Source organism: Actinomadura madurae, assembly GCF_047130825.1.
Taxonomy (GTDB): domain Bacteria; phylum Actinomycetota; class Actinomycetes; order Streptosporangiales; family Streptosporangiaceae; genus Spirillospora; species Spirillospora madurae.
Genome location: NZ_CP083237.1, coordinates 6,352,318 through 6,378,734, shown reverse-complemented (window position 1 = coordinate 6,378,734; position 26,417 = coordinate 6,352,318). Strand labels below are relative to the sequence as shown.

The following is a 26,417-nucleotide window of genomic DNA, read 5'->3' as shown; positions in this document are numbered from 1 at the left end:
GAGTCACCGGCGTCGGCGGAAGGCATCGGCGGCGGACGGGTCGATGATCGTCAGCTGGGTGTGGATGTGGTCGGTGGTGGCAGGGGCGAGGCCGCTGAGGAGGGTGTGGGCCCGGTGCCAGTGCTCGTGCGCCGCCGCGTGACCGCCTGCGAGGTGATGGCACGCGCCGAGGTGGGCAAGGGTGCTGGCCTCGCCGTACAGGTCGCCCAATTCCCGGAACAGGTCGAGGGCCTCGCGGTAGCGGGGAATCGCCCCGGCGGGGTCGCCCATGCCGAGGTGGGTGTCGGCGAGGCATGACAGCGTATGGGTCTCTCCGGAACGGTTGCCGACCTTCTGATGCAGGACGAGTGCCCGCTCGCACAGGTCGAGAGCCTGGCCGTGGTTTCCCAGGCGGCCGTGATGCCAACCGACGTTGGTGAGCGCGGAAGCCTGGCCGACCTGGTCGCCCAGCCGCTCGAAAAGATCGTGGGCGCGACGGGCGGCGTCGAGCGCGTCGGACTCCCGGCCCTGGATGGTGAAGACGATGTCCCGGTGGTGATGCGTCCACGCCCGGCCGGCGGGGTCGTCGCGTGACCGTTCCACAGCGGCATCGAGGTGGTGGTGGGCGCCGTCGAAGTGCCCGAGGTCGGCCAGCGTCCAGGCCAGGTTGCGGTGCGCGCGGGCCTGTTCCGCGGGGTCGCCCGACCGGCGGGCCGCGGCCAGCGCGGCCCGCCCGGTCTCGGCCTGGTCGTGCCAGCGGCCCTGCCGGTGCAGGAAGACGAACAACGCCCGCGCCAAATGGCAGACGTGCCGGTCGAGCATGAGTTCGGCGGCGAGCTTCAGGGCGGCGAGGAGCGCGGCGCGCTCGGCCGTGGACCAGGCCAGCGCCTGGTCGGGTGCGGCGAATCCGGTGATGGACACACCCGGGCCGGGCGCGCCGGGCGGCACGGTCTCGATGTGCCCGTGGAGGTGCAGCGCGGCGGCGTACGCGGTGTGCACGTAGTGGTCGACGACGCGGTGCCGCGCGGCCTCCCGGTCGGCGTCGACGGCCTCGCAGAGTTCGGCCGCGTAGGCGCGCAGCAGGTCGTGGCAGGAGTAGCGGCCCGGGGCGTGCTCGGTCAGCAGGTTGGCACGGGTCAGGTCGGCCAGCGGAACCCGCACCCGCGAGGCCGGGACGCCCGCGAGGCTGGCGGCGGCGCCGATCGTGCTATCGGGGCCGGGATGCAGCCCGGCCACCAGCCGGAACAGCCGCGCCGCCGCCTCGTCGAGCGTGTCGTACGACCATGAGAAGATCGCCCGTACATCGGCGGCGGGCTCCAGTGCGCCGAGGGTGTCCCGGAGCTCGCCGGCCATCGCACCGAGCGGATGCTCGGGATGGATCGCGGCGCGCGCGGCGACGATCGCCAGCGCCAGCGGCAGCCCGGCGCAGCAGCGGACGATCTCTTCGGCGGCGACGGGCTCGGCGCCGAGTCGATCGCGGCCGATCCTGGCGGCCAGCAAGCGCTTCGCCTCCTCCGGCGGCAGCAGGCCGAGGGTGAGCGGATGCGCGCCGTACGTCAGCACCAGCCCCGCGAGATGGTCCCGGCTGGTGACCACCACCAGGCAGCCGGGCGCTCCGGGCAGCAGCGGGGCGACCTGGTCGGCATCGCGGGCGTTGTCCAGCAGCACCAGCATGCGCCGCCCGGCCAGCAGGCTGCGATAGAGACCGGCCCGCGCGGCCTCGCCGTCCGGGATCCGGTGCGGCGGCACCTGCAACGCGCCGAGGAGCTCCAGGACGGCCGCCTCCGGTCGCACGGCCTCGGCCGACGGGTCGTATCCGCGCAGGTTGACGTAGAGCTGACCGTCCGGAAAACGATCGGCGACCCCGTGTGCCCAGCGCACGGCGAGCGTGGTCTTCCCGACTCCGGCCGTGCCGGCGATCACCGTGATCAGCGGCGACCGGAACCTTGTCTCGCCCCGGGGGCCGAGCAGCGCGTCCAGCGCCGCCAGTTCGGCCTCCCGCCCGATGAAGCCGTCGACGGCGGCGGGCAGCTGCCTGGGCACCGCGCCGGCGCCGGGCCCGTCAGCGGTGGCAACGCCTCCGGCGAGCATTTCGGCGTGGAGCAGCCGCAGCTCGGGGCTGGGATCGGCACCGAGTTCCTCGGCAAGCCGACGCCGAATCGTCTCGTACCGCTCCAGCGCCTCGGCGGGGCGGCCCGCCGACTCCAGGACCCGCAGCAGCCGCACCCAGAGGGACTCCCGCAGCGGATGCCGCTCGGCGAGCTCGGTCAGCTCGGCCGGGTCGGTCAGCTCGGCCGGGTCGGAAGGCGATCGGTTCACGAGATCCAGATCGACCCGCCGCTCCAGCGCGGCCAGGTACCGCTCCTGCAGCCCCGGGGCCACGGACTGCTCCAGCCAGTCCGACCGGATCCCCTCGAAAGGCGTGCCGCGCCACAGCGCCAGCGCGGCGGCCAGCCGGGACCGCTCGCGCGCCGGGTCCGGCACCGCCCCGGCCTCATCGAGCAGGCGGCCGAAGCGCAGCGCGTCCACCTGATCCGGCTCGGCCGCCAGCAGGTAGCCGCCCGCCCTGGCGGCGATCAGCTGCCCTGCGGCGGGTCCCAGAGCGCGGCGCAGCCGCTTGACGTTCGTACGGACGTTGACCCGCGGGTCGCCGTTCGTGTCCGTGCCCCACATCGCGATCGCCAGCCGGTCCGTCGGGACGGTACGGCCTGCCGACATCGCCAGCACCGCCAGCAACGCGCGCAGCCGCCCGCGCGGCAGCTCGACCGCCAGCCCGTCCACCGAAACGCGCAGCGGCCCGAGCACCTCGACGACCAGCACGTGCTCGCCCCTCCCCGCTCGGCGACCTGTTTCACCCGACTGACACAACTCTGCCACCGCTGTCCGCCAAGCTGACGATCACTACGCGGTCGGGGCCACCAGAGCCACCTTTTCGACCTGACAGGAGACACATATGAGCAGGGTCGTCTGCGACCAGACCATCACGGCCGACGGCTACTCGGCCGGGGCCGGCCAGACCGAGAAGCGACCGTTCGGCGACGACGGCGGCGACGGCTGGGGCAACAGGCTGCACGCCTGGATGTTCGACGACCCCGAGGAGAACCGGGCCGAGGTCGAGAAGATCAACGCCGCCGGAGCGGTCATCATGGGCCGGAACATGTTCGGCCCGGTGCGCGGCGACTGGGACCGGCCGTGGAAGGGCTGGTGGGGTGACAATCCGCCGTTCCACGCCCCTGTCTTCGTACTCACCCACCACCCGCGCGACCCGCAGCCGATGGACGGCGGCACCACGTATCACTTCGTCACCGACGGGATCGAGTCGGCACTGACCCAGGCGCGCGAGGCGGCCGGGGACGGCGATGTCTCGATCCATGGCGGCGCGGCCACCATCAACCAGTATCTCGCCGCCGGGCTGGTCGACGAGCTGCGGCTGCACATCGTGCCGTTCACGCTCGGGGCCGGCGCTCGGCTGTTCGACGGTGTCCCGCCCCTGAACCTCGAACAGGTGGAGTCGCGGCCGGCGAGCTCGGTCACGCACGTGACCTATCGCGTGCTGTCCTGACCCGAGGGGCGCGTGCCGCCCACGGACGGGTCAGATCCAGCCTTCTTCCCAGGCGTGGTGTGCGGCGGCGTGCCGGGAGCTCGCGCCCAGTTTCGCCATGGCGGACGACAGGTAGTTGCGGACGGTTCCGGGAGCGAGGTGCACCTCGGCGGCGATCTCGTTGACCGAGGCCCCCGTCCGGGACGCGCGCAGGACCTCCAGTTCCCGGGCGGTGAGCGGGCAGTCGTCCTCGGTGAGCGCGGACGCGGCGATGTCGGGGTCGACGTAGCGGCGGCCCGCGGCGACGTCCCGGACGATCTCGGCGAGCCGCGTCGACGGCGTGGTCTTCGGCACGAACCCGCTCACCCCGGCGGCCAGCGCGCGGCGCAGCACCCCGGGCCGGGCGTGCCGGGTGACCAGGATGATCCGGGTGGGCAGCTCGGCGCGGATCTGCTCGGCGGCGTGCAGCCCGTCCGCGGGCGGCATCTCCAGGTCGAGGACCGCGATGTCGGGACGGTGCTCGCGCGCCAGCCGGACGGCCTCGGTGCCGGTGGACGCCTGCGCCGCCACGGTCAGGTCGTCCTCCAGGTCCAGCAGCGCGGCCAGAGCGCCGCGGAGCAGGTCCTCGTCGTCGGCGATCAGCAGCTTGATCATCGGGCGCGCGCCTCCGCGGGGAGTGGCAGGGAGCCGGTCAGCTCGAACCACTCGTCGTCGTGTTCCCAGGTCAATGTCCCTCCGGCCTGCTCCAGCCGCTCGGTGAGGGCGCGCAGGCCGGTGCCCGTCCCCGAGCCGGGGGCGTCCACGGCACCGTCGTTGCGCACGCGGAGCCGGGCCGAGCCGTCCGCGACCCGGTAGTCGATGGTGGCGCGGCCGGCCTGGCCGTGCCGCAGGATGTTGGTGGTCGCCTCCCGCATAACCAGGCCGAGCAGGTGCCGGAGGGCGTCGGGAAGCGCGTCGGTTCCCTCGTCCGACTCCACGCGGGTGTCGATGCCGGCGGCGGTCAGCACCTTGGCGGCATTGGCCAGCTCCTCCTCCAGCGTCGTGCGCCGGTACCCCTGGACCACCGCCCGCGTGTCGCGCAGCGCACCGACCGCCAGCTCGTGCACCTCGGTCATCTCCGCCGCCGCCCGCCGGGAATCGGTCCCGGCCAGCCGCGCGGCCAGCTCGCTCTTGAGCGCGATGACCTGCAGATGGTGGCCCTGGATGTCATGCAGGTCGGCGGCGAAGCGCAGCCGCTCGTTCTTGACCGCCAGCTCGGCGGCCATCCCCCGGGCCCGGTTCAGCCGGTCGGCGATGTCCCACGCCCACAGCGTCCCGAGCATCGTCCACGCGGTGAAGGCGACCATCCCGGCGGGGAACGCCGTCGCGAACCGCAAGCCGTCGCCGGTGAGCCCGCCCGCGGTCCCGCCGATCACCGCGGCGGCCACGATCGCGGCGGCGATGAGGACGCGGCGCCGCTCCGGCGGCAGGAACATCGCGGTCAGCGACACCATCACCGCGGGCGCGAGCGACCACAGCCGCTGGCCGGGCAGCGTCAGCGGGATCACCCCGAGCACCGCCGCCGCCGCGCCTCCGGCGGCCAGCCACGCCACCGGCGACCGGACCGCCGTGCCGGCGGGCGGCAGCCGCCGGCCGAGCAGCACCACCAACGCCGCGCACAGGACCAGGAGCGCCGCCGCGGCCAGGGCGCGGCCCCAGACGGCCACCTCGGGGTGCATGATCCAGTCCTCGGCGAACAGCACCACGAACAGCGCGAACGTTCCGGCGAGGGACCACTGGACGTGCCGCCGGAAGCGCTCCAGGCTCCGCTCCCGCCCAGGGTCGCCGGGAGGCGCATGACGAATGTCATCCGATCCCATGACGACTCCCCGTCCTCCCGTGCGGTTCCGGCACTGCCGGCGGCCACCGGCGGCCAGCACCATGGAAGCCGAACATACCCCACCCCCGTACTGAAGGGACATGGTCATGACAGCGAGGACCGGTCGCCCTCGAACGACCGACTGGCGGCACTTCCTGCGCCACTACCTGGAGATGATCGCCGCGATGCTCGTCGGGATGGCGGTCTTCGGCCTCGCCGTCCAGGGCGTCCTGGCCCTGACGGCACTGGACGCGCCCGCCGCCGAGGAGTGGGCCTCCCTGGAGATGGCCGCCGAGATGTCCGCCGGCATGGTCATCTGGATGCGCTACCGCGGCCACGGCTGGGCGGCCTCCCTGGAGATGACGGGCGCCATGTTCGCACCGCTGGCCGCGCTGTTCCCGCTGCTGTGGCTCGGCGTGCTCCCGGCCGGGTCCCTGATGCTTCTGGAGCACCTCGTCATGCTGCCGGCGATGTTCGCGGTGATGCTCCGCCGCCGCGCCGAGTACGGAGGCGCGGCCCATGTCTGAGACCATCGCAGCGGCCTCCCGGCCCGCCGCCGCACGCCGTCTCTGGCCCGCGGCCCTCGCCGTCGCGATGAGCGCCGCAAGCTGGGGCGGAAGCGAGACCGGCGAGGGCGTCGCGTCCCTGGCCTCGGCACTGCTGCTCCTGCCGCTCCTGTACCTGCTGGTCGAGACGTTCCAGTGGCGCCGGGCGACATGGGGAGTGCTCGCCGCCCTGATCGTCGCCTTCACCGCCCTCAAGGCCGTGGACGTCGTCGAACCGGCCGCGGTCGTGGCCGGTGTGGCGCTGGCCGCCCTCGTCCGGGGCGCGGTCAAGGGGCGGCTGTCCCGGTCGGGTGTACTGCAGGCCCAGGCAATGGCCATGATCGGGTTCGGTGCCGTCGCGCTGACCGGGCTCGTCGTCGCTCCCGACACGGGCCGCTACATCGTGGCGGCCGGCTGGTTCGCGCACGGCATCTGGGACCTCGTCCACCTGAAGCTCGACAAGGTCGTCCTCCGCTCCTACGCCCAATGGTGCGCCGTGGTCGACGTCATCATCGCCGCCCAGCTCGCCTTCGCTCTGTGACCTCGCGGGTCGACACCGTCCTGCGCGCCGGAGGCGGGCGACGACAATGCCATCATGCTCATACAAACCGGCCGCAGCTCGCACCCAAGAGGTTCAGATGCTCTACCAGAGCCCTGCTGACTTCTGCGTCGAGTACGCCAAAGCGCACAGCCGCACAAGAAGCGATCTATTCGGCGCCGTTTCCACACTCGAAGAGGTGACCGTCGTCAGCGAGACCCCGGATACGGCGCGAGTCGAGGCGCTCTGGTTCACGTATGGCCACGAACCGGAGTCCGGGTATTACGACGTTCTTGAGCGCACCGCCTTCGTCCTGGTCAAGCGGTACGACGGTTGGCGCCTGCACTCCGAAGAAGATGTCGGCTACGAGTGACAACTGGTACGGCGCCGCTCCGACAGTGCCCCGGCCCCCGGCCCAGGCAGGCTCGCCGATGTCGAAGCGCACCAAGATCGTCTCGCCCGAACCGCGGGGCCATGCCCAGGTTTCCTGCGCCGCCCTCACCTGGGCTCTCTTCCGTCGGCTGAGGCGGACGGAAAGAACAAGACTGTTGTCCGTCGTCTTTTGCGTGCACGGTTGTCGGCGTCCCCCACTTGCCGACAGGAGTTCCCACGTGTCCGAAACCGTGCCGCTGCACCTGGCGGGCAATAACGCGCCGGTCCCCGAAGAGGTGACCCTGGAGCCGTCCGACGTCGTCGGCGAGATCCCGGCCGAGCTGAGCGGGCAGTTCTTCCGCAACGGGCCCAACCCGCGTACCGGCTGGTCACCGCACTCCTTCGCGGGTGACGGCATGATCCACACCATCGCGCTCGACGGCGGCAGGGCGCGCTGGTACCGCAACCGGTACGTGCGCACGCCGCTGTACGAGCACCCCGGCGAGTCGCGGTTCGCCCTCGCCCTCGACCAGGGGACGGGCCGGATCGACTACCGCGTCACCACCGCCAACACCCACCTGATCACGCACGCGGGCCGACTGTTCGCCCTGGAGGAGGGCGGTTTCCCGTACGAGGTGACGCCCGACCTCGCCACGATCGGGGCGCACACCTTCGACGGGGCCCTTCGGACCCCGATGACCGCGCACCCGAAGACCTGCCCGATCACGGGAGAACTGCTGTTCTTCGGCTACCGGTTGCGCCCGCCGTACCTGACCTACTATCGCGCCTCGGCCGGCGGCGAACTGGTGCAGACGCGGGTCGTGGACGTGCCGCGGGCGACGATGATGCACGACTTCGCCATCACCCGCAATCACGTGGTCTTCATGGACCTGCCGGTCGTCTTCGACGCCGCCCGGGCTGCGGCGGGCGGGCCGCCGTGGCACTGGGACGACGCGCACCGCGCCCGCTTCGGCGTCCTGGCTCGTACGGCCGGCGACGACGCGCCCGTACGCTGGTTCGACGTCGCCCCCTGCTACGTGTGGCACACCATGAACGCCTTCGAGGACCCCGAAGGCGACACGATCACCGTCACCGGCACCCGCGTCCCCACGCTGTGGCGCAGCGGCGCCGACGACCTGGAGGGCGGGCTCCCGGTCGTGTACCGCTGGACGCTGGATCTGAGGGCGGGCGTGGTCACCGAGGAACCGCTCGACGACGCGCCCAGCGAATACCCCCGGGTGGCCGACTCGATGCTCGGGCTCCCGCACCGCTACGGCTACACGACGAGCTTCTGCCTGGACGCCGAGCCCGATCGGTCGGAGATCTACGCCTACGACCTCACCAGCGGCGGCGTACGGGCGACGCACCGCCTGCCCGCGGGCCACACCTGCGGCGAGGCCGTCTTCGTGCCCCGGGCGGGGACCGGCGAGAACGAGGGCTATCTGATGACGTTCGCCCACGACCGCGGCGCCGGTACGAGTTACCTGGCCATTCTGGACGCCGCCGACCTCGCCGCGCCCCCGATCGCCGAGGTGCACGTCCCGGTGCGCATTCCCGCGGGCTTCCACGGCAACTGGATCCCAGTCTGAGCAGGGCCGCCCCGACGTCTCCGGCGCGCTGCATTACCAGTCTGACCGAACGGCCGGCAGCACGACATTGCGACTCGCCGCTATCCGGCGGGTCGGGGGTTGCCGGATGGCTGGTGGTGGGTGGTCAGTGCGTGGAACGGCGGCGGACTGGACGGCGGCGCGCAGGGCGGCGCGGGTCAGTTGCCGCCGTTGGATCCGGTGTAACTGCTCTTCCGCCACTTGGCGTTTCCAGGTCCATCTTTCTTGGACCACTTTTCTGATCAGCTCGCGTGACATCTCCTCGGTGAGTGCCCGTGAACGAAGGGCGCCTGCCGCGCATGCAGGAGAGCGACACGATCAGCGAGGCGGGCGCCCAGCCTGTTAGGTCCTGAGACGGCCGCCATCGGCCAGGCGGAGGAATATCTCAGAACCGTAGTACAGGCATGACCTGCCTGGATATTCCGATCACGCCGTGGCCAGTATTTGCCCTCGACAGGGCCGAAGGGCTTCGTTTTTCTGGATGGAAAAGGGGGGCCGATGTCGAATATCTCGCCGGATAAGATCACGAGCCGTGCGGAGTTCTCTGCCGAGCTGACGCGGGCGCGCGAACTCGCGGGGCTCACCGTCCGGGACTTGGCGCACCGGACGGGCATTCCGCACAGCACGCTCGGCGGGTACTTCAGCGGCCGGCACTTACCGCCGGTGGGCAGGCCCGAGCTGCTGGAGAGCGTCCTGCGGTGTTGCGGGATCGGCGCGGCCGACGTCGAGGGGTGGCGGCGTGCGCTGGTCCGCGTGCGGCACGCACCTGGGCGGGCGCCCGCCGGGGGCCCGGTGCCCTACCGCGGACTGGAGGCGTTCCAGGTCGAGGACGCGGAATGGTATTTCGGCCGGGACGGGGCGACGGCCGAGCTGCTGAACGCGGTCCTGAAGCTGGCCGAGGAGGGCGGCGGGATGCTCCCGCTCGTCGGAGCGTCCGGATCCGGGAAGTCCTCGCTGCTGCGGGCCGGACTGGTCCCGGCGCTGGAAGCGCGGGGGACGCCGGCGAAGGTGTGCACCCCGGGCGAGCCGGCGCCGGGGGACGGGCGGGTCCTGGTCGTCGACCAGTTCGAGGAGGTGTTCGCGCTCGGCGAGGGCGGACGCGTCGTGGACGAGCTGTGCGCGGCGGGCGGCGTCGCGGTGCTGGGCCTGCGCGCCGACTTCTACGCCGCGGCGCTCGCCGACCCCCGGCTCGCCGACGCGCTGCGCGGGCAGCAGGTGATCCTGCGGCCGATGCTCGCGGAGGAGATCCGCGAGGCGGTCCTCGGGCCGGCGGCCAAGGCCGGGCTGGAGGTCGACGACGGGCTCGTCGACCTGCTGCTGCGCGACCTCGGCGAGGGGGACCTGCCGCTGCTGTCGCACACGCTGGCGGCCATGTGGGAGAGGGGCGGGCGGCGGCGGCTGACGCTGCGGGACTACCGGGAGAGCGGCGGCGTCCACGGTTCCGTGGCGGCGACGGCCGAGGAGGTGTACCTCAGCCTGGACGAAACGGGCCGGGAGATGACCCGGCGGCTTTTCCTCAGCATGGTCCACCTGAGCGAGGGCACCGAGACGTCCCGGCGGCGGGTGGCCGCGGAACTCTACGAGGAGTTCGGCGACGTCGGGGAACTGCTCCAGCGGTTCATCCGGGAACGGCTGATCACCGCCCAGATGGACACCGTCCAGATCAGCCACGAGGCGCTCCCGCGCGCGTGGCCGAGGCTGCGCGGCTGGATCGACGCCGACCGCGCCGGGCTCATGTTCGAGCAGGAGCTGTCCCAGGCCGCCGAGCTCTGGGACCGGCAGGGACGCGCGCCGGCGGCGCTGCTGCACGGGGCCAGGCTGGCGGCCGCGCGGGAACGGGCGAACCGGGCGCCGGTCGTCCGGGACTACGTGGCCGCGAGCCTGCGCTGGAACCGGCGCAGGATCCGCCGGCTCTACCAGGTCATCACCGCGCTGGTCGCGCTGACGGTACTGGCGGCGGCGCTGACCCTCTACGCGTTCCAGCAGCGCAACGCCGCCGAGGGGGCGCGGGCGCTGGCGCTGTCCCGGCTCGCCGCGGGCCAGGCCGACCGGCTGCGCGGCGCCGACACGGCGCTGGCCGCGCAGCTGGCGCTGGCCGCGTTCCGGCTGGCGCCGACGGCGGAGGCGCGCAGCGCGCTGCTCAACACCTCCGCATCGCCTCTCGCGACGCGGCTCGACAGCGGAACGCGGGAGCTGCACGCGGTGGCCTTCAGCCCTGACGGGCGCACCCTCGCCGGGATCGGCGCCGACCAGCGGGTCAGGCTGTGGGACACCGCGTCCGCGACGAAGGCGCCCGTCGAACGCGGAGCGCCCGCGGCGACGCTCACCTCCACCGAGCTGAGCCTTTCGTCGGTGGCCTTCAGCCCGGACGGGCGCCTGCTCGCGGCGGGCGGGGCCGGGCCGTCCGTGGCGCTGTGGGACACCGGAGACCCGGCGAACCCGCGGTCACTGCCGCCGTTGCGCGGGCCGGTCGACGGCATGCACGCGGTCGCCTTCAGCCCGGACGGGCACCGGCTCGCCGCCGCCAGCTCCAAGCGGGACGTCTGGGTGTGGGATCTGCGCCGACCGGGAGAGCCGCGGCGCTACCCGGGCTTACGCGGCGCCGCCCAGGCGGTGGCGTTCAGCCCGGACGGGCGGACCCTCGCCGCGGGCGGCGCAGGCAAGGCCGTCCGGCTGTGGGACGCCGCCGGCCGGCCGGGACCTCTGCTGGAAGGCGCGGAAAGCGACATCACCACGCTGTCCTTCGACGGCGACGGGCGGACGCTGGCCGTCGGAGGCCGCGACCGGGCCGTCCGGCTGTGGGACCTGCGCGACCCCGGACGCCCGAAGGCGCTCGGCGGACCGCTCACCGGCCCGACCAGCTACGTGTACGGGACCGCGTTCGGCCCGGACGGGCGCACGCTCGCCGTGGCCTGCGCCGACGACAAGGTCCGGGTGTGGGACACGGCGACGCGGCGGATCACCGCGGTGCTCCCCCATCCGGAGCCGGTGACGTCGGTGGCCTTCCGCGCCGACGGGACGCTCGCGTCGGCGTCCACCGACGGGGCCGCCCGGCTGTGGCGGCTGCCGGGCCCGGTCCTCCGCCAGCCGGAAGGGCACGTCTACTCGCTGGCGTACCGGCCCGACGGCCGCGTCCTCGCCGGCGGCGGAGAGGACGGCCGGATCCGGCTGTGGGACCCGGTGACGCGCACGCCGCTCACCGAGCCGGTCGTCTCGTCCGCCGCCTTCGTGATCTCGGTGGCGTTCGCTCCGGACGGGCGGACGCTCGCGGCGGGCGGCGGGGACCGCTCCGTCTGGCTCTGGGACCTGGCCGACCCGGCGCGGCCGGTCCGGCTCGGCCGCCCGCTGACCGGCGCCGCTGATTGGATCGAGTCCGTGCTGTTCAGCCCGGACGGCCGGACGCTCGCCGCGGCCGGAGACGACCGGATCGTCCGGCTCTGGGATGTCACCGACCGGCGTCATCCGCGCCAGACCGGCCGCCTCACGGACGCGACCGGCGGGCTGTTCATGCTGGCCTACAGCCCCGACGGCAAACTGCTCGCCGGGGCGAGCACCGACCGTGCCGTGCACCTGTGGAGCACGGGCGACCGGCCCCGCCTGCTACAGACCTTGCCCGTTCCAGAGGGGTCGGTCTACTCGGTGGCGTTCAGCCCGGATTCGCGCACGCTCGCCGTCGGCAGCACGGGGAAGACCGTGCGGCTGTGGGACGCGTCCCGGCCGGGACGCGCCGTCCCGTACGGGCCCGCGTTCACGGGGCCGAACGGGTACGTCTACTCCGTCGCCTTCGACCGCTCCGGCCGCCGGCTCCTCGCCGCCGGGACGGACCGGACCGTCCGGCTGTGGGACGTCGCCGACCGGCGGAACCCACGCCCGCTCGCGACCCTCACCGGTCCGGACGACGCGATCCTCCCGGCGGTGTTCGCGCCGGACGGCACCGGGGTGGCCGCCGGCGGTCTCGACCGAACGGTCCGGCTCTGGGACATCGACCTCGCACGCGTCGCCGCACGAGTGTGCGCGATGGTGGGCCGGGACATCAGCGAGACGGAATGGCGGCTGTACATCCCGGGCGCGCGGTACCAGCCGCCCTGCTAGCCAAGCCCCATTCAGCGACGGGCTGTCGGAGCAGGTCGTGCCACGGGCCGGCCGCCGGTTTTCCGGCGACCTCGGCCGGGTATGGCGGTGTGCCGCGCGGGCTTCGGCCGGCCCGCATGCGGCGGGGGCGGAGGCCGCCGGCCCCCGCGGGTCGCGCCGCGGCCGGCGCGAAAAGTCAAGGTGCCCGAAGGCCCTCCACCCGACCGGCGCCGGCGCCGGGACGAGGGCAAAGTCCAGGTCGCCGAGGTACCTGAGTGTTGACATGACCCACGTCACAGAGCACAATCGGTGAAACAAAGCGAGCGATCACTTTTCCTGACTCGAGAGAGAGGATCGGCTCCATGGCGGCGTCCGAGACCGGCCCCAGAAAGATGCGGCTGATCGCGAGTGCGAGCAGCATCGGCACCGTGATCGAGTTGTACGACTTCGTGATCTTCGCGTCCGTCGCGGCGCTCGTCTTCCCGAAGATCTTCTTCCCCGCGCTGGGATCGGCCGCCGGCACGGTCGCCTCGTTCGCGACGCTCGGCGTGGCCTTCGTGGCCCGCCCTGTCGGCTCCATCCTCTTCGGGCACTTCGGCGACCGGCTCGGACGCAAGCGGACGCTCGTGTCCACGTTGCTGCTCATGGGCATCGCGACCGTCCTCGTCGGCGCGATGCCGACAGCGGACCAGATCGGCGTGGCCGCGCCGCTCCTCGTCGTCGCCATGCGGATCCTGCAGGGCATCGCGGTCGGCGGCGAGTGGACGGGGGCGACGCTGATGGCGGCGGAATACGCGCCGAAGCCGCGGCGCGGATTCTGGTCGATGTTCGCCTCACTGGGCGGCGCCATCGGGTCGGCTCTCGCCCTCGCGACCCTCCTGGTCACGCGCATGACCATGAGCGACGCCGCGTTCCTGTCCTACGGCTGGCGGATCCCGTTCCTCGCCAGCGTCCTCCTGCTCCTGGTGGGCCTCTATATCCGGGGCTCGATCGAGGAGACGCCGGTGTTCAAAGAAGAGATCGCGCGCCGCGGCGCCGCGTCGGCACCGCTCCTGGAGGCCATCAAGCACCAGCCGCGCGAGGTCCTGTTCGGCTCCGGCGTCCTCCTGACGGTGTTCGCCTTCATCTACATGGTGCTCGGCTACATGATCAGCTACGGGACGGCGGAGCTCGGGCTCAGCGAGACCACCGTCCTCGCGATCACCATCCTCGCCAGCGTCGTCATCGCGCCGGCCATCGTGCTCGGCGGCGCCCTGTCCGACCGCATCGGACGGCGGACCGTGATCATCGGCGGGAACGCCGTCGCGGTCTTCTGGGCGCTGGCGCTGTTCCCCGTCCTCGGCTCGGCGTCCGCCGCGACCTTCGCCGTCGGAGCGTGCGTCACGATGATCATCGCCGGTGTCACGTACGGGCCGGTGGGCGCCTTCATGCCCGAGCTGTTCCACACCCGCTACCGCTACAGCGCGACCGGATTCTCCTACAACATCGCCGGCGTGCTCGGCGGGGCGGTCCCCGGGGTCGTGGCGGCCGCGACGATCGACACCTACGGCTCCCTCGCCTTTGGAGCGTTCCTGGCGGTGCTCTGCCTGATCGGCCTGGGCTGCACCGTCGCGCTGGGCGAAACGAAGGACGCGGAGATGGGGTCAGGCGACGGATACGGCCACCGGAGCCACCGACGTCACCGCCGGCTCGTCAAGGACGAGAACGCCCTGCCCGCGCACCGCCTGCGCTAGGACCCGCCGGGCTCGCGCCCGCACCACTCCCTTCGCGATCGACGGCCACGACCCGGCCGGCACTTTGGAGGCGATATGTCCGCCGAGAAGCACTTTCCGACCTACGCAGAGCTGCTCGCTCGCACTGACGCCCCGGCAGGATCGGCCTGGGGTCTCTTCGGCCCCGACGACGAGCTCGGCACCCTGAACCACCTCACCCCCGAGCGGGTGCGCGAGGCGGTCGGCGTCGTCCGCACCGGCGAGGTCGTCAACCTGAACCTGGCTTTGGAGACGTTCGACCCGCCGGTGAGCCCCTTCCGCAAGAGCCTTCAGCACAACATCTATGCGAACAACCCGTCCCACCGGGACGAGTACCTCGACAGCTTCTATCCGCAGGCGAGCACCCAGCTGGACGGGTTCCGCCATATCGGCCACCCCGAGTTCGGCTTCTACAACGGGGCCGATCCCGACCGCTTCCAGCCGCGCGACCCTTTCCTCGGGATCAACCGCTTCGTCGAGCACGGCATCGTCGGTCGCGGGGTACTGGTCGACGTGGACCGCTTCCGCCGGGCGCAGGGCCGACCAATCGACCACGCCGCGGCCGAGGCGATCCCGATCACCGATGTCGCGGACGCGGCGGCGGAGCAGGGCGTCGAGTTCCGTCCCGGCGACCTGCTTCTCGTCCGGACGGGCTGGGTGCACCACCACCTTTACGAGCTGACCCCCGAGCAGCGCCACGAAGCCAAGAACCCGCTGCGGGCGTCGGGCCTGCTCGCGAGCCACGACACCGTCGCCTGGCTCTGGGACCACCGGTTCTCGTTGCTCGCTGCCGACAACTTCGGGGTGGAGGAGTTCCCCGCACCGGCGGACTCCCCGTTCCTCACGGAGGCCGAACGCCGCGGCGACGTGCCGCGCACCGTGTACTCGGGCGTCATGCACGGCGTCCTCATCGGCCTGCTGGGATTCGTGCTCGGCGAGCTCTGGGACCTGGACGGTCTCGCGGAGCGTTGCGCCCGTGACGGGAAGTGGGACTGCCTGGTCGTGTCCAGCCCGCTCAACCTGACCGGAGGGTCGGGCTCTCCCGCGAACGCCGTCGCGATCCGATGAGCACGGGGGCTCACGGCGAGCCCCATCAGGGCCGAGGCGTCCTGTGACAAGGAATCATCCATCCGCCCGCCTCCGTGGAACGGCACCCGCCGGCAGCCGCCGCCGGGTGCGCCACGGGGCGGAGCCGATGGTGGCGACCTAGAGGTGTCTCCATGACGATCGATGCACCCGGCCGCCCCCAAAGCGGCTTCCACCAACATGACGATCCGATGCGAGCGAGGGAGCCTGAGTTGAGTGCCGTGCGTCCGTACTCGGTGGCGGTCGCGCTGGCCGGTGACGACACCTCCGCCTTCCTGAGGGTCGTCGCAACCCTGCACCGCCGAGGCGTCCCCGTGACCGAAGCAGCACTGACCCGGCCGACGTCAGACCGCCGCACGTTCGCCGCGACATTCGTAGCCACAGAACGCCAGGCGCAGGTCGCCGCCGCCTCCTTGCGCAGGCTGGTCGACGTCGTCGACGTAGACGTCTACGAACCGACGGAGACCCCGGACGACCCCGGATCGCACGGCTCGTGCTGCGTGCTCCACGCTCATCCAATCACGAGCCATGGACTCCCTCCGCACATCGACGCTCAGTGATCCGCAACACGGTCTGATCGGGTGCATGGCCTCCGCGAGTGTTTCGCAAGTACGAGGCGTTAGTAGCCGGACATATCGAGGCCGCCGGTTCTCGCGGACTCGAGCATCGCCACCCATTGCCCAACTTCGAGTACCACGGCACCCCCTGAGGGGTGGCGGGAGTCACGGATCAGAACAGACCGGCCAGAAAAAGCAACCTCGACACACTCTTCCTGTCTGCTGGCGCTGCTCTTAATCCATACGAGCGTGGAGGACGGTTTCGGTAGCGCGACCATCCGACAGCCCTCAATTCCTTGGGATGACTTCCTCAGTCAGAGTGTAGGCTGATCTGCCGTCCTGAGCCTATGCCGCATGACGCAGTATCTCCCCTCCGCGCTCAACCTGACATCTCGTCCGCGATCTGCTCGATGAGCGTGAGTGACTCCTCCGAAGGAAGGGCCTCGGCCCGCAGTTGCTCGAAGGCGGCCCGATAGGCGGCTATGCGCGGGTCCTCACCGGTGATCGTCTCGCTCGTTCCGGAGCCTTCCAGGTAGAGGATGTCTCCGAGGTCTCCATCGAACTCCAGGAGTGTGAAAGGCCCCTTCATGCCGGGGTGCGCCCCTGCCCCGAAGGGGATCACCGCGATCTCGACATGCCCGTCACGCCCCTCCTCCACCAGTTTTCGCAACTGCGTCGGCATGATCTCCCGGTCGACCTTGATCCCGACATGGCGCCGGATGACGGCCTCGTCGAGAAGGAACGACTGCCGCGGCGGCCGGGTGCGGTGGTTGAGCTCATCCTGGCGCCGCAGCCGGAATTTGACCACCAGTTCTGAATCAACGCTCTCGAAGACCTCGCTGGAATACATTCGCGCATAATCTTCGGTTTGCAGCAGTCCTGGTACCGCAGAGTCCTGGACCTGTCGAATGAATGAGGCCCCGGCCTCGTAGCCGATATATGCGAGGTAGTTGTCGGATATCTCATGCCGATACGCCTGCCACCAGGCGGACCGCCGCGCATCCCGGGCGAGATTCTGCAGCCGCTCCACCTCCGAGGCCTCCACCACGCCATACTGTGCGAGCAAAACCTGCAAATCCGTCTTGCTCAGTGGACTCCGCCCTCCCTCAATTCTTATGAGCTTCGCCGACGACCATTCGAGTTCGTGGGCGACCTGCTCCTGGGTGAGTCCCCTTTTCTTGCGGTGGCGCACGAGTGCGTTACGGAGAAGAAGGCTCTGGACGACGGGACTTACTTCGTTGTTCATGGTGAGACCTCGTGTTATCGGTAGCTCGGAGCGGCGGTTTCGGCGGCGGTCACGTGTGCGGCGTGCGTCGGCGCCGGGCGGTCGACTCGTACCGCTCACGCGTGCCTGCACAGTGTGCGGAAACTCCTACTTAGTGTGATCTATGGTATACGGCTTGGTGTTACCCGACATGGTGTCACATGGCATACTGACATCCGACGCGGAGCCTGCGGGACCGGGGGTGGGGTTTCACCGGACCCCCGGGCATCCATGGCCGCACCAACGATTGAGCGAGCGAAACACATGACTGACTTCAGTCCTGCTGTCCAGAGTCCACTCCTGCGACGCGCGCTTGCGCGGCTTCGCCGGCGCTGGGGACTCACGCAGGGCGGCTGGACCACCTTCCGGGCGCGCGGGCCGGGCATGGGCCCGCCACGCCGGACCGGCGTGAGGCCGCTCGGGAACGTTCGACTCACGAGGTGAACCGCCCGGTACCAACGGGCCTTCACGCAGATCCCGCATATCCGGTCACTGACCGGGCGAGGTGGCAGCAGACCAGGATCCCGGCAGCACTCGCGGCGCACCCGCCCCGTGGAAGGAAGACACCGATGCCAAGCGTCACAACGCGGGTCGCCCATTGCCTGCGGGACACCGCTGACCCCCTCCGGCTCGCCGATCGTCGGGCGGGCATGGAGGGCACGAGTTCGTAGCACCATCAGGCCCATCCCCGACCTCGATCCCGACACTCGACACCCCGAGCCATGTGACCAGCCCGTCCCCTCTCGAGGGCACATGGAGCCGCCGCAGGTGGTGCGAGGAGGAAACTCGAATGGAACCTTCGGACCACGACAAGCTCCGCAGGGACCTCTTCCGCCACGCGCGGGCGATGATGCGCCGGCTCGGCTCACAGGAGGCGGAGGACGCCGTCCAAGAGACGTTCTACCGTGGACTCAAAGAGGTGGGGGAGTTGACCGGCTGCGACCATGAGCCACGCTGCACTCGCCCCTTCGACTGCACGACGGTGTTTCCTCAATGGGCGTCCGGGACGCTTAAGAACGTGGTGCGAGAGGCATTCCGGCAGCACGAAAGGCAACGGAGGCTGCAAGCGAGACTGGAAGTCAGGGAGAGTATGGACGCCCAATGCGAGATGTCCGATGAGGAAGTACGCCAGGTACTTGAGGAGATACTGGTCTCGAGAAACGGGCGAGGCCAACGGCAATACGAGGCTTTCTGCCTTCGGCAACTGGACGGTCTCGACCGGACGGCGGTCGCCAAGAAGATGGGCATCTCTCCGAAGACGGTCGACAACCTCTTCGCGCGGGCGAAGAAGAAGCTGCTCGACGCCCTTAAGCACTACCGCGATCTGGGTGACTGGCCGGGAAAGGACCAGTGATCTCCCGTCAGGGCAGGCCGCCGGCCCGCCGGCCATCCTGGATGTCGCCGCGCGGGTTCTCCGGTCGGCTGCCGTGGACCGCCCACCCGCTCGGCAGGTGGGAGGCTCCGGAGACGAAGCCCGGCGCGGACTCTTCGCGGCGGCGGAACCGTCCCGGTGGCTGACCGCCCGGAGCGGAGCGGGACTTCGCGCCCTGGCCGGCCAGGGCTCCGATCAGGTCATGGGCCAGATCGAGGTCGCCCTCGATGGCGGCGGGATCGGCCGGGTCCGGGTGCTCCCGGACGATCCAGGCGAGGGCCGCCTGGGCGATCTCCGCCGCCCGCACGTCCGCGACCCCCTGGGCGCAGGCGAACTCTTCCAGTCGCGGACGCACCGACCAGTCGAGGAACTCCACCAACTCGCCGGTCTCCCGGAAGAACGTCACCGTACCCGCCGGGCCCGCGGCAGCCTGGGTCAGAGTTCGGGAAGAGGCGAATCTCGTCCTGAACTCCGGCGTTCCCATGAGGCGTTCGAGTTCGTCGCGGTGGCGTCGGCGGAGTACGGCCGAAGCCAGGAGATCGCGGGTGGCGTCCGCCTCGTCCAAGGCGTCCGCCCCGGTGACCTCTTCCGGCTCCCGGGATTCCCTGCCCCGCTCCGGCATCGAAGACCCCACCCTCTCAAACTGACCGGTCGGTAGGGATGGTACGACAAATGAGTAACTCACGGCCATCCCTTGACGAGTCTTCATATGCGTTCGGCCCTCGGCGAAACATGAAAGCATCTGACGAAATCAGCGCAAATGGATGAATATCCACCGGTCGACGTGCGGGAGGCTCTCCTCCCGCCTTCGCATTAGACAGCGGACCAGAGGCGGCAGCTGTGCCGCCGGTCACAGTTCTATGGAGACCCTGTCGAGTAGCGCCTCATTTGTCGTCACAGAAGCGTCATCTCGGCGGCTCCGCATCGGTCGACATGCCGGCGGGCGCCCTGTCGCGGGTTCGGCGGCGTGCGGACGCCTGTCGAAGTGCCACGGATCGTAGTACATCCAGGTGAACCCGGAAAGCGCATCCTTCACCGATCAGGGCATGTGAACCGTCGGCCTCGCAGGTCGTCGCGCGGCCTCATCCGGCCAGACCGATGCCCGGCCCAGGCGCTCACCGCCACCCCGGGTGTGACACAGGACACAGCCACCTCCATAGGGATCTCGGGCCGCGCCCGTCATTAGAAGGCATACGTGCAACCGAGCCACCAGGCCGGAGCGCGGCCCTCCGTCCATAGACGGCATCGATCAAAGGAGCCCGATGCGTTGGGAAGGAAGACACGGTCCAAGAAGGAACGCCGGCGGCGCGACGCTCGCCTCGGCAACCAGGACAAGGCCCTCCAGAGCCTGTCACGGGAACTGAGGCCCAGGGGCGGCCGGAAGCGGGACGGCTCCAGGCGCCGGTTCGTCGGTCGGCCGGTGAACATCATCCTTACTCCATCAAACGGCGGCACGCCGGAAGAAGGGACTTCGAGCAGATGAGCGGGATCGAGAAGGCGGACGGAGGCCGGGAGGGTCGTGCGCATGCGACCCGGCGTCCGGCCCCGCGGTGGGGCAAGAGCAGTTACTGCGCCTCCGACTCGTACTGCGTCGAGGTGGCCCGGCTCTCGCCGGGGCGGGCCGGTGTGCGTGACGCCAAGAACCCGGCAGAGGCGCCGTTCCTCACGTTCGGCTCGATCGCGTGGGGCGAGTTTCTCGCTCGGGTGAAGGAGAACCGCTACGACGTGAGGTGAGCACGCCTGCGCGCTCATAGAGACCTCCTGCCCCTCGTCGTCCTCTTGGCGAGGGGCAGGAGGTCGTTCGTCCTCGGGCGGTGCACGACCGACCTGGTAGGTGACTTCCTACCTGCCCGGGGCGTCGGTGGGAGGGTCAGGGGGAGGGGGTGCGTTCTGCTACGAGGGAGGATCGGCGTAGTTTGCCGGCTTCGTCGCGTGGGATGCGGGCGACCAGCTCGTAGGTCTTCGGGAGCTTGTACGCCGCCAGCTGGCCTCGCATGAAGTCGCTCAGTGCCTCGACGGTGAGGGACGAGCCGTCGACGAGCTGCACCACAGCGTGGACGGTCTGGCCCCATTCGGGGTGCGGCAGGCCGATGACGGCGGCGTCCGAGACCTCGGGGTGCTCCAGCACCGCCCCTTCCACCTCGGCGGGGAAGATGTTCGCGCCGCCGGAGATGATGAGGTCGACCCGCCGGTCGGCGATGTAGAGGTAGCCGTCGTCGTCGACGTAACCGAAGTCGCCCACGGTGATGAAGCCGTCGGGGGTGGAGGGAGCCGGTTCGCTGCCGCGGTACTCGTAGGTCGGGCCCCGGTGGCGGGGACGCATGTAGATCATGCCCACCTCTCCGGTCGGCACCTCGCGCTGGTCGTCGTCGAGGATGCGCAGGTCACACCCGAGAGGTCTGCCTACGCTGCCCTCCCGCCGGAGCCATTCGTCGCCCCTGATCGCGCTGGCTCCGATGGCCTCGGTGGCGCCGTACAGCTCGTTGACCCGGGTCGGTCCGAGCAGGTCGATCCACTGCTTCTTCAGCCACCGGGGGCAGGACGCGGCGCCGTGGAAGAGTGACTCGACGCTGGACCAGTCACGATCGGTGACACCGTCCAACCGCATCATCCGCATCATCATCGTCGGGACGGCGAACATGAAGTTCACGCCGTACCGTTCGACGCAGTCGACCGCCACTTCTGCCGTGAACCTTTCCAGGACCACGAGGTGATGGCCGAAGAACAAGCCCCAGTACCCCCAGCCGAACGGCGCGTTGTGGTAGAGCGGGCCGGAGACCAGCTGGGTCTGGTCGTGCCTGAACCCGAGGGCCTGCGCGAGCGGCTCCAGCGCGTGGCCCTCGGCGGTTCCGACCACGGCTCCAGGGTTTCCCCAGGGCAACGGGTCGACGATGAGCTTGGGCACCCCGGTCGAGCCTCCGGAGCACACGGCTTTGCCCGGCTGTGCGTCGGCGAGGCGCCAGCCTGGGTCCTGCATCGTCTCGATCTGCGCGGGGGTGACGCACTGGTGGCCGGGCACAGGATCGAGCGAGATGACCAGGGCAGGACGGGCAAGGGCGAGGATCGGGTCGCGTTCCCGGGCCGGCATGTCCGACCTGAGCGGCACCACGCATGCTCCGAGCTTCCATACGGCCAGGGTGGACAGCAGGTGCTCGACCGAGTTGCGCAGCTTCACCACGACGACGCTGTCGGGGCCGACGCCGCGCGCGGCGAGCCCGGAGGCGAAGGTGTCGCTGCGCGCGTCCAGCTCCGACCATGTGAGACGGGTCGTGGTGGCGTCCGGGTGGGTGACGAAGGTCAGGGCCACTTCGTCGGGACGTGTCGCGCCAAGATGGCGGATGCGTTCGCCGTACCCGACGTAGTGGTCGAACGCGAGTCGCTGCTGGGGCAACGCCTTTCCTCCTCGTAAGTTAGCGAACGCTTGCTGAACTCGCTGATACGATTGCCACGTGCCCCGTCCCACCCGCGTCCAGGAGATAGTCGCCGCGGCCACGAAGCTCTTCAACGAGCGGGGATTCCAGGGGACGTCGGTGCGCGCGATCGCCGAAGGCGCCGGAATGCACTCGGGGGGCCTCTACTCGCATTTCCCCTCCAAAGAGGCTCTGCTGCACCACATCGTCAGCGAGGCGAACCGGCACACCCAGGTCGCCGTGGAAGCGATCCGCGACGGTTCACTCGATCCGGAGGCGAAGTTCCGTGCCGCGCTGCTCGCGCACGTGAGGGCGAACATCGAGGTCGACGCGGCGGCGATGTCGCGCATTCTGCTGACCGAGTGGCGGCACCTCACCGGCCGGGAGTTCGACGAGGTGCTCGGCCAGCGCCGGGCGTACGAGCAGCTCTGGGACGACATCATCGTGGAGGCGATCGAGGCCGGCGTCTTCCGCAAGGACGTGGACCCGCACATGGTGCGCCTCATCACTCTGTCGGTCGGAAACTGGGCTGGCATGTGGTTCAACCCCAAGGGTGAGCAGACGGTCGATGAGGTCTTCGGAAGGGCGGCCGACGAGATGCTGCGGGGATTCCTCGCGCGCTGAACTTCATTGACCCGGCGTTTTCAGAAGTGCTCGAAGAACCATGGGCTGGTGGCGGCGAACATGGCGTCCATCCGGTCGACCGCCGCGCTGATATGTGCCTTGAGATGCCCCAGTGCCAGCGCCTCTCGGGCGCTCGACCGTCCGGTGAAGAGGGACGCGAATGCCGTCGCCTCCACTGTCACGTCCGGCTCCGCGTCGGTTTCCTCGACCTGGCAGCGGCCGTCCCGCACCGCGAGCCTCAGCGTGCTCGCCTCGGTGTCCGGTGCGCTCTGGATCCCCAGCACCAGCGTCAGGTCCAGGCCGGCGTTGTAGCCCCGCGAGGTGAGCGCGGCCGGATAGTCCAGGATCTTGGTCATCCAGGGGTGGACCCAGTCCATGAGAACGGGGGCGTCGAAGAAGCCGGCCAGCCCGTCGGACGGGCCGCCGAACCACGAGATCTCCTCCCCGGGCGAGCCGGCCTGCGCCAAGGCGTGCAGCAGCGCGCGGGCCGCCGGGGCGCTCGTCCACACGATCTCGCGGGCTCGGACGCGGTGCCAGAACGCGAACTCGCCGCGCGGCGCGGGGACCTGGTCCCACAGCGCGTACCCGGTCGCGGTGCCGTCGCGTTCGGCGACGACGGCGAACGTCTCGCCTGACCGGACCCGCGGCAGGATGTGACCGTGCCACCAGCTCCGGTCGCGGTCGATCGGCCCGTTGCCGCGCCGGGCGACCGTGTCGTACACCTCGGCGAGCCGGTCGGCGTCGGCCGCCTCGAACCAGCGGACGCCGTCCTTCTCCTGGCCGCGCCGCAGAGCCTGCGGCGACACGTGATGCCGGTACCGGAACCCGGCGATCTCGAACCCGGCCCGGCGGTAGGGCGCCACGCTGGACGGGGTGAGGGTGGCGATGGCCGCCCCCGCCTCGGCGTACCGATCGAGGACGGGGCCGAGCAGGTCCGCCATGACCCCGCCCCCGCGGCGGGTGAGGTCGACCATGACCGACGAGACCGTCACGCACGGAACGGGCCTGCCGCCGAACCACTGCCCGCAACGCCGGGCCAGGAGGGCGGCCACAGGTGCCCCGTCGCGTTCGAGGACGTGGCCGTTCTCCAGCCACGTATCCACGTCCAGCGGCGCGGAGAAGCACTGGTTCCGCAGTCGCGCCACGAACCGCTCGTCGCCGGCGTCGAAGGGCCGGCATATCGGTGTTGTCGGGTCATCCATCGGCGGGCTCCTTCTCGCCGAGCGCGGCCAGGAATTCCGTCACGTCCGGCCACGTGCTGAGTTCCGGACCGACCTGCCGTTCCAGCTCTTCCAGGGTCCAGCGCCCGCTCGTGGTGAACCGGTCGACGATGGGGGGCGGCGCGAAGAGCCGCACCTCGTTGCCGACGGCGTGCAGGACCTGGCCGGTGGCCCGGCAGGTCGGGGACGCCAGCCAGCCCACCACGGGGGAGACGTTCCCCGGGTCCCAGTAGTCGAAGCCGGTTTCGTCCGCCGGTTCGATGAGCTCCCCGGCCGACGCCATGCTGTCCAGGACCGTCTGTGTGCGCGCCGAGGGAACGACCACGTTCGACCGGACGCCTACCGTCTCGCCCTCCAGAGCCAGCACCGAGGAGAGTGCGACGATGCCCAGCTTGGCGGAGGCGTAGTTGCCTTGCCCGAAGTTGGGCATGAGGCCGGCGATGGAACTGGTATGCACGATCGCGCCCTGAATGGGGGATCCGTGCGCCTTCGCCAGCTTCCTCCAGTGAGCCATGGCGTGGATGGACGGGGCCGCATGGCCCTTCAGGTCGACACGGACGACGTCGTCCCACTCGGCCTCGGTCATGCGCGCCAGCGTCCGGTCCCGCAGGATCCCGGCGTTGTTCACCAGGATGTCGAACCGCCCGAACGCTTCGACGCAGGCGTCGATCATCTCGCGGGCGTCCGTCCAGTCCGAGACATCGCCGTGGTCGCTCACCGCGCGGGAGCCGTTCGCGGTGATCTCCTCGGCGACGCCGTCGGCCGGCCGGCGTGACCCGGGGCCTCGGGCGACGTCGTTGACCAGCACGGCCGCGCCGAGGCTCGCCAGATGCAGGGCGTGGCTTCGGCCCAGGCCGCCGCCCGCGCCCGTCACGATCGCGGCCATCCCGGCGAGCGGGCTCACAGCGCCACCTCCCCGACCTCGTCGAAGAACAGGACCGGACGTATTCCGGCGTCAGGTTGACTCCAGCGGGCGGCGACGCGGTCCCCGATGGCGGCGGTGTCCGGCATCCGCGCGAGCAGCCGCGGGCCTTCATCGATCTCCACCAGCCCGACCGTGTACGGCGGCGGGATGTCGTCCCGCACCGGAAGGTGGACCGTCACGCACGAGTACACCGTGCCGAGGCCGGATGCCTCGATCCACGTCAGGTCGGTCAAGTCGCAGGCCATGCAGAAGGGCCTTGGATACAGCTGGTGGTGCCCGCACACCGTGCACCGCTGCACCAGCAGCCTCCCCTCGGCCGCCGCGGACCAGAACGTCGTCGTGGGCGGATCGAGGATTTCCGCGCTATCAGTCATTGGTGAGCACCACCGTCGAGCTGTAGGAGCACAGGCCGCCGATCGCGTTGACCAGCGCACATCTGGGCCCCGGATCCACCTGGCGGTCGCCGGCCTCGCCGCGCAGCTGCCGGACGGCCTCGATGACGAGGAAAATGCCGAAAGCGCCGGGGTGCGTGTAGGACAGGCCGCCCCCCGACGTCATGGCCGGCAGTTTCCCGCCGGGTCTGAAATGGCCTTGCGCGAACATCTCGCCGCCCGCCCCCTTCTCACAGAAACCCAGGTCTTCGAGCTGCAGGATCGGGGTGATGGTGAAGGCGTCGTAGGGCTGGAAGATGTCGACGTCCTCCGGGCCGATGCCGGCCATGTCGTAGGCACGGCGGCCCGAGCCGGCCGCGGCGGTCGTCGTGATGTCGCGGCGCTGGTGAGGATGCCAGTGGGTGTGGCTTTCCCCCCACCCGCGGATCGCGACCGGCGGGCGTTTCGCGGCCCGGGCCCGGTCGGCCGTCGTCACCACGACGGCGCCGCCGCCGTCGGTGATCGGGCAGCAGTCCAGCTTCTTGAGCGGACCGCAGATCCGGTCCGAGGCGAGGACGTCCTCGATCGTGAGCGGGCCCCGCCGCCATGCCTTGGGGTTCAGGCGCGCCCATTCCCGTCCGGTGACCGCGACCGAGGCGAGCTGCTCCTCGGTCGTCCCGTACTCGTGCATGTGGCGCGCCGTGATGAGGGCGAAATGGCCGATGGGCGTCGGGATTCCGGTCGGCAGGTCGAACTGCGCGGCGATCGACTCCGGCGCCGGCGGCGCCACGGGGTACTCCCGGGACCGCTTCCGCAGGGCCCGCTGCCGGGACGCGTACACGAGCAGGGCGACCTCGCACTGACCGGCCGCGATCGCCGCCATGGCATGCCCGATGAAGCCGACCCACGAGCCGCCGCCCAGGTCCGAGGAATCCGCATGGCTGGGCTCGATGCCCAGGTACTCGCCGACCTGGACCGAGCCCTCCTCGCCCATGTAGTTGACGAACAGCCCATCGACGTCGGCGCGCGTCAGCCCCGCCTCGTCGAGCGCCTCCATCGCCGCCAGCGCGGCCATCGACGACTCGGACTGGTCGATGACGTGCCCGAGCGGACTCTCGGCGACACCCGTGATGTAGAACTCCGGCATCTGCTTCCTCTCTACGGCAGGACCGTCGTCGGGGCGTCCCATGACCCGCCGCGCCTCGGTAGCAAAGTGAACGCTCGCTTTGTAAAATGCCACGACACCGCGACGCCTGTCAACGGCACCCCTGGCCTCAAGACGCCCAGGTCGGACGTGTCATAGAGCCGCTACGCCGAGCGCTACGC

The 26,417-nt window shown here is 70.7% G+C and carries 23 protein-coding genes; 12 read left to right on the top strand and 11 right to left on the bottom strand.

Annotation, left to right across the window (positions count from 1 at the left end):
• Positions 1-3: 3 nt before the first annotated feature.
• Positions 4-2,799 (bottom strand): BTAD domain-containing putative transcriptional regulator, encoded by a 2,796-nt coding sequence (locus K8Z49_RS29085; protein WP_412515735.1) that lies wholly within the window; start codon positions 2,797-2,799, stop codon positions 4-6.
• Between the two features lie 133 nt (positions 2,800-2,932).
• Between K8Z49_RS29085 and K8Z49_RS29080 the strand changes: the two genes are divergently transcribed.
• Entirely contained in the window at positions 2,933-3,541 is a 609-nt protein-coding gene (locus K8Z49_RS29080) for a dihydrofolate reductase family protein (RefSeq protein ID WP_021593526.1), read from the top strand.
• Between the two features lie 30 nt (positions 3,542-3,571).
• Here K8Z49_RS29080 and K8Z49_RS29075 read toward each other — a convergent pair whose 3' ends face one another.
• Both K8Z49_RS29075 and K8Z49_RS29070 read right to left on the bottom strand, forming a co-directional pair.
• The gene (locus tag K8Z49_RS29075) at positions 3,572-4,174 is read right to left on the bottom strand and encodes a response regulator transcription factor (protein ID WP_111832834.1); all 603 of its coding nucleotides are present in this window, start codon (positions 4,172-4,174) and stop codon (positions 3,572-3,574) included.
• Positions 4,171-5,379: a sensor histidine kinase gene (locus K8Z49_RS29070; protein ID WP_412515734.1), complete on the bottom strand. Its 1,209-nt coding sequence runs from the start codon at positions 5,377-5,379 to the stop codon at positions 4,171-4,173. Before K8Z49_RS29070 ends, K8Z49_RS29075 begins: the two co-directional genes overlap by 4 nt.
• 106 nt (positions 5,380-5,485) lie before the next feature.
• Here K8Z49_RS29070 and K8Z49_RS29065 point away from each other — a divergent pair, with 106 nt between their 5' ends.
• The 8 genes from K8Z49_RS29065 to K8Z49_RS29030 all read left to right on the top strand — a co-directional run bounded on the left by K8Z49_RS29065 (position 5,486) and on the right by K8Z49_RS29030 (position 15,908).
• A complete protein-coding gene (locus K8Z49_RS29065; protein WP_024934783.1) occupies positions 5,486-5,905 on the top strand; it encodes a hypothetical protein in 420 nt (139 codons plus the stop codon).
• A complete protein-coding gene (locus tag K8Z49_RS29060) occupies positions 5,898-6,464 on the top strand; it encodes a hypothetical protein (RefSeq protein WP_075022875.1) in 567 nt (188 codons plus the stop codon). The genes K8Z49_RS29065 and K8Z49_RS29060 overlap by 8 nt, the downstream gene beginning before the upstream one ends.
• Before the next feature lie 97 nt (positions 6,465-6,561).
• Entirely contained in the window at positions 6,562-6,834 is a 273-nt protein-coding gene (locus tag K8Z49_RS29055; RefSeq protein ID WP_021593521.1) for a hypothetical protein, read from the top strand.
• 238 nt (positions 6,835-7,072) lie between these two features.
• Positions 7,073-8,422, top strand: a complete 1,350-nt coding sequence (locus tag K8Z49_RS29050; protein ID WP_412515733.1) for a carotenoid oxygenase family protein — start codon at positions 7,073-7,075, stop codon at positions 8,420-8,422.
• Between the two features lie 516 nt (positions 8,423-8,938).
• Positions 8,939-12,532, top strand: a complete 3,594-nt coding sequence (locus K8Z49_RS29045) for a helix-turn-helix domain-containing protein (RefSeq protein ID WP_412515732.1) — start codon at positions 8,939-8,941, stop codon at positions 12,530-12,532.
• Between the two features lie 341 nt (positions 12,533-12,873).
• A complete protein-coding gene (locus K8Z49_RS29040; protein WP_075022872.1) occupies positions 12,874-14,244 on the top strand; it encodes an MFS transporter in 1,371 nt (456 codons plus the stop codon).
• Between the two features lie 75 nt (positions 14,245-14,319).
• Complete coding sequence (locus K8Z49_RS29035) at positions 14,320-15,330, top strand: cyclase family protein (RefSeq protein ID WP_412515731.1); 1,011 nt, start codon at positions 14,320-14,322, stop codon at positions 15,328-15,330.
• Positions 15,331-15,482: 152 nt separating this feature from the next.
• Complete coding sequence (locus K8Z49_RS29030) at positions 15,483-15,908, top strand: hypothetical protein (protein WP_412515730.1); 426 nt, start codon at positions 15,483-15,485, stop codon at positions 15,906-15,908.
• Between the two features lie 59 nt (positions 15,909-15,967).
• On the opposite strand, the gene K8Z49_RS29025 is transcribed toward K8Z49_RS29030, so the two are convergent.
• Positions 15,968-16,183, bottom strand: coding sequence for a DUF397 domain-containing protein (locus K8Z49_RS29025; RefSeq protein ID WP_075022869.1), 216 nt, complete (start codon positions 16,181-16,183; stop codon positions 15,968-15,970).
• Between the two features lie 101 nt (positions 16,184-16,284).
• A complete protein-coding gene (locus K8Z49_RS29020) occupies positions 16,285-17,151 on the bottom strand; it encodes a helix-turn-helix domain-containing protein (protein WP_412515729.1) in 867 nt (288 codons plus the stop codon).
• A gap of 808 nt (positions 17,152-17,959) precedes the next feature.
• On the opposite strand from K8Z49_RS29020, the gene K8Z49_RS29015 reads away from it, so the two are divergent.
• The gene (locus tag K8Z49_RS29015; RefSeq protein WP_021591814.1) at positions 17,960-18,523 is read left to right on the top strand and encodes an RNA polymerase sigma factor; all 564 of its coding nucleotides are present in this window, start codon (positions 17,960-17,962) and stop codon (positions 18,521-18,523) included.
• Between the two features lie 7 nt (positions 18,524-18,530).
• Here K8Z49_RS29015 and K8Z49_RS29010 read toward each other — a convergent pair whose 3' ends face one another.
• Positions 18,531-19,163 (bottom strand): hypothetical protein, encoded by a 633-nt coding sequence (locus tag K8Z49_RS29010; RefSeq protein ID WP_021591813.1) that lies wholly within the window; start codon positions 19,161-19,163, stop codon positions 18,531-18,533.
• Between the two features lie 857 nt (positions 19,164-20,020).
• Between K8Z49_RS29010 and K8Z49_RS29005 the strand changes: the two genes are divergently transcribed.
• Positions 20,021-20,275: a DUF397 domain-containing protein gene (locus K8Z49_RS29005; RefSeq protein ID WP_021591812.1), complete on the top strand. Its 255-nt coding sequence runs from the start codon at positions 20,021-20,023 to the stop codon at positions 20,273-20,275.
• 136 nt (positions 20,276-20,411) lie between these two features.
• Here the strand turns inward: K8Z49_RS29005 and K8Z49_RS29000 are convergent, their stop codons facing one another.
• On the bottom strand, positions 20,412-21,932 hold the full coding sequence (locus K8Z49_RS29000) for an AMP-binding protein (RefSeq protein ID WP_412515727.1): 1,521 nt from the start codon (positions 21,930-21,932) through the stop codon (positions 20,412-20,414).
• Positions 21,933-21,990: 58 nt separating this feature from the next.
• Here K8Z49_RS29000 and K8Z49_RS28995 point away from each other — a divergent pair, with 58 nt between their 5' ends.
• Complete coding sequence (locus K8Z49_RS28995) at positions 21,991-22,575, top strand: TetR/AcrR family transcriptional regulator (RefSeq protein WP_111832843.1); 585 nt, start codon at positions 21,991-21,993, stop codon at positions 22,573-22,575.
• A 20-nt stretch (positions 22,576-22,595) separates the two neighbouring features.
• Here K8Z49_RS28995 and eis read toward each other — a convergent pair whose 3' ends face one another.
• The 4 genes from eis to K8Z49_RS28975 are packed head-to-tail and all read right to left on the bottom strand — an operon-like array spanning position 22,596 to position 26,238.
• Entirely contained in the window at positions 22,596-23,777 is a 1,182-nt protein-coding gene (eis, locus tag K8Z49_RS28990; protein ID WP_412515726.1) for an enhanced intracellular survival protein Eis, read from the bottom strand.
• Positions 23,770-24,699 (bottom strand): SDR family NAD(P)-dependent oxidoreductase, encoded by a 930-nt coding sequence (locus K8Z49_RS28985; RefSeq protein ID WP_412515725.1) that lies wholly within the window; start codon positions 24,697-24,699, stop codon positions 23,770-23,772. The genes eis and K8Z49_RS28985 overlap by 8 nt, the downstream gene beginning before the upstream one ends.
• Positions 24,696-25,094, bottom strand: coding sequence for a Zn-ribbon domain-containing OB-fold protein (locus tag K8Z49_RS28980; RefSeq protein ID WP_412515724.1), 399 nt, complete (start codon positions 25,092-25,094; stop codon positions 24,696-24,698). Before K8Z49_RS28980 ends, K8Z49_RS28985 begins: the two co-directional genes overlap by 4 nt.
• Positions 25,087-26,238, bottom strand: coding sequence for a thiolase C-terminal domain-containing protein (locus K8Z49_RS28975; protein ID WP_024934782.1), 1,152 nt, complete (start codon positions 26,236-26,238; stop codon positions 25,087-25,089). Before K8Z49_RS28975 ends, K8Z49_RS28980 begins: the two co-directional genes overlap by 8 nt.
• Between the last annotated feature and the right edge of the window lie 179 nt (positions 26,239-26,417).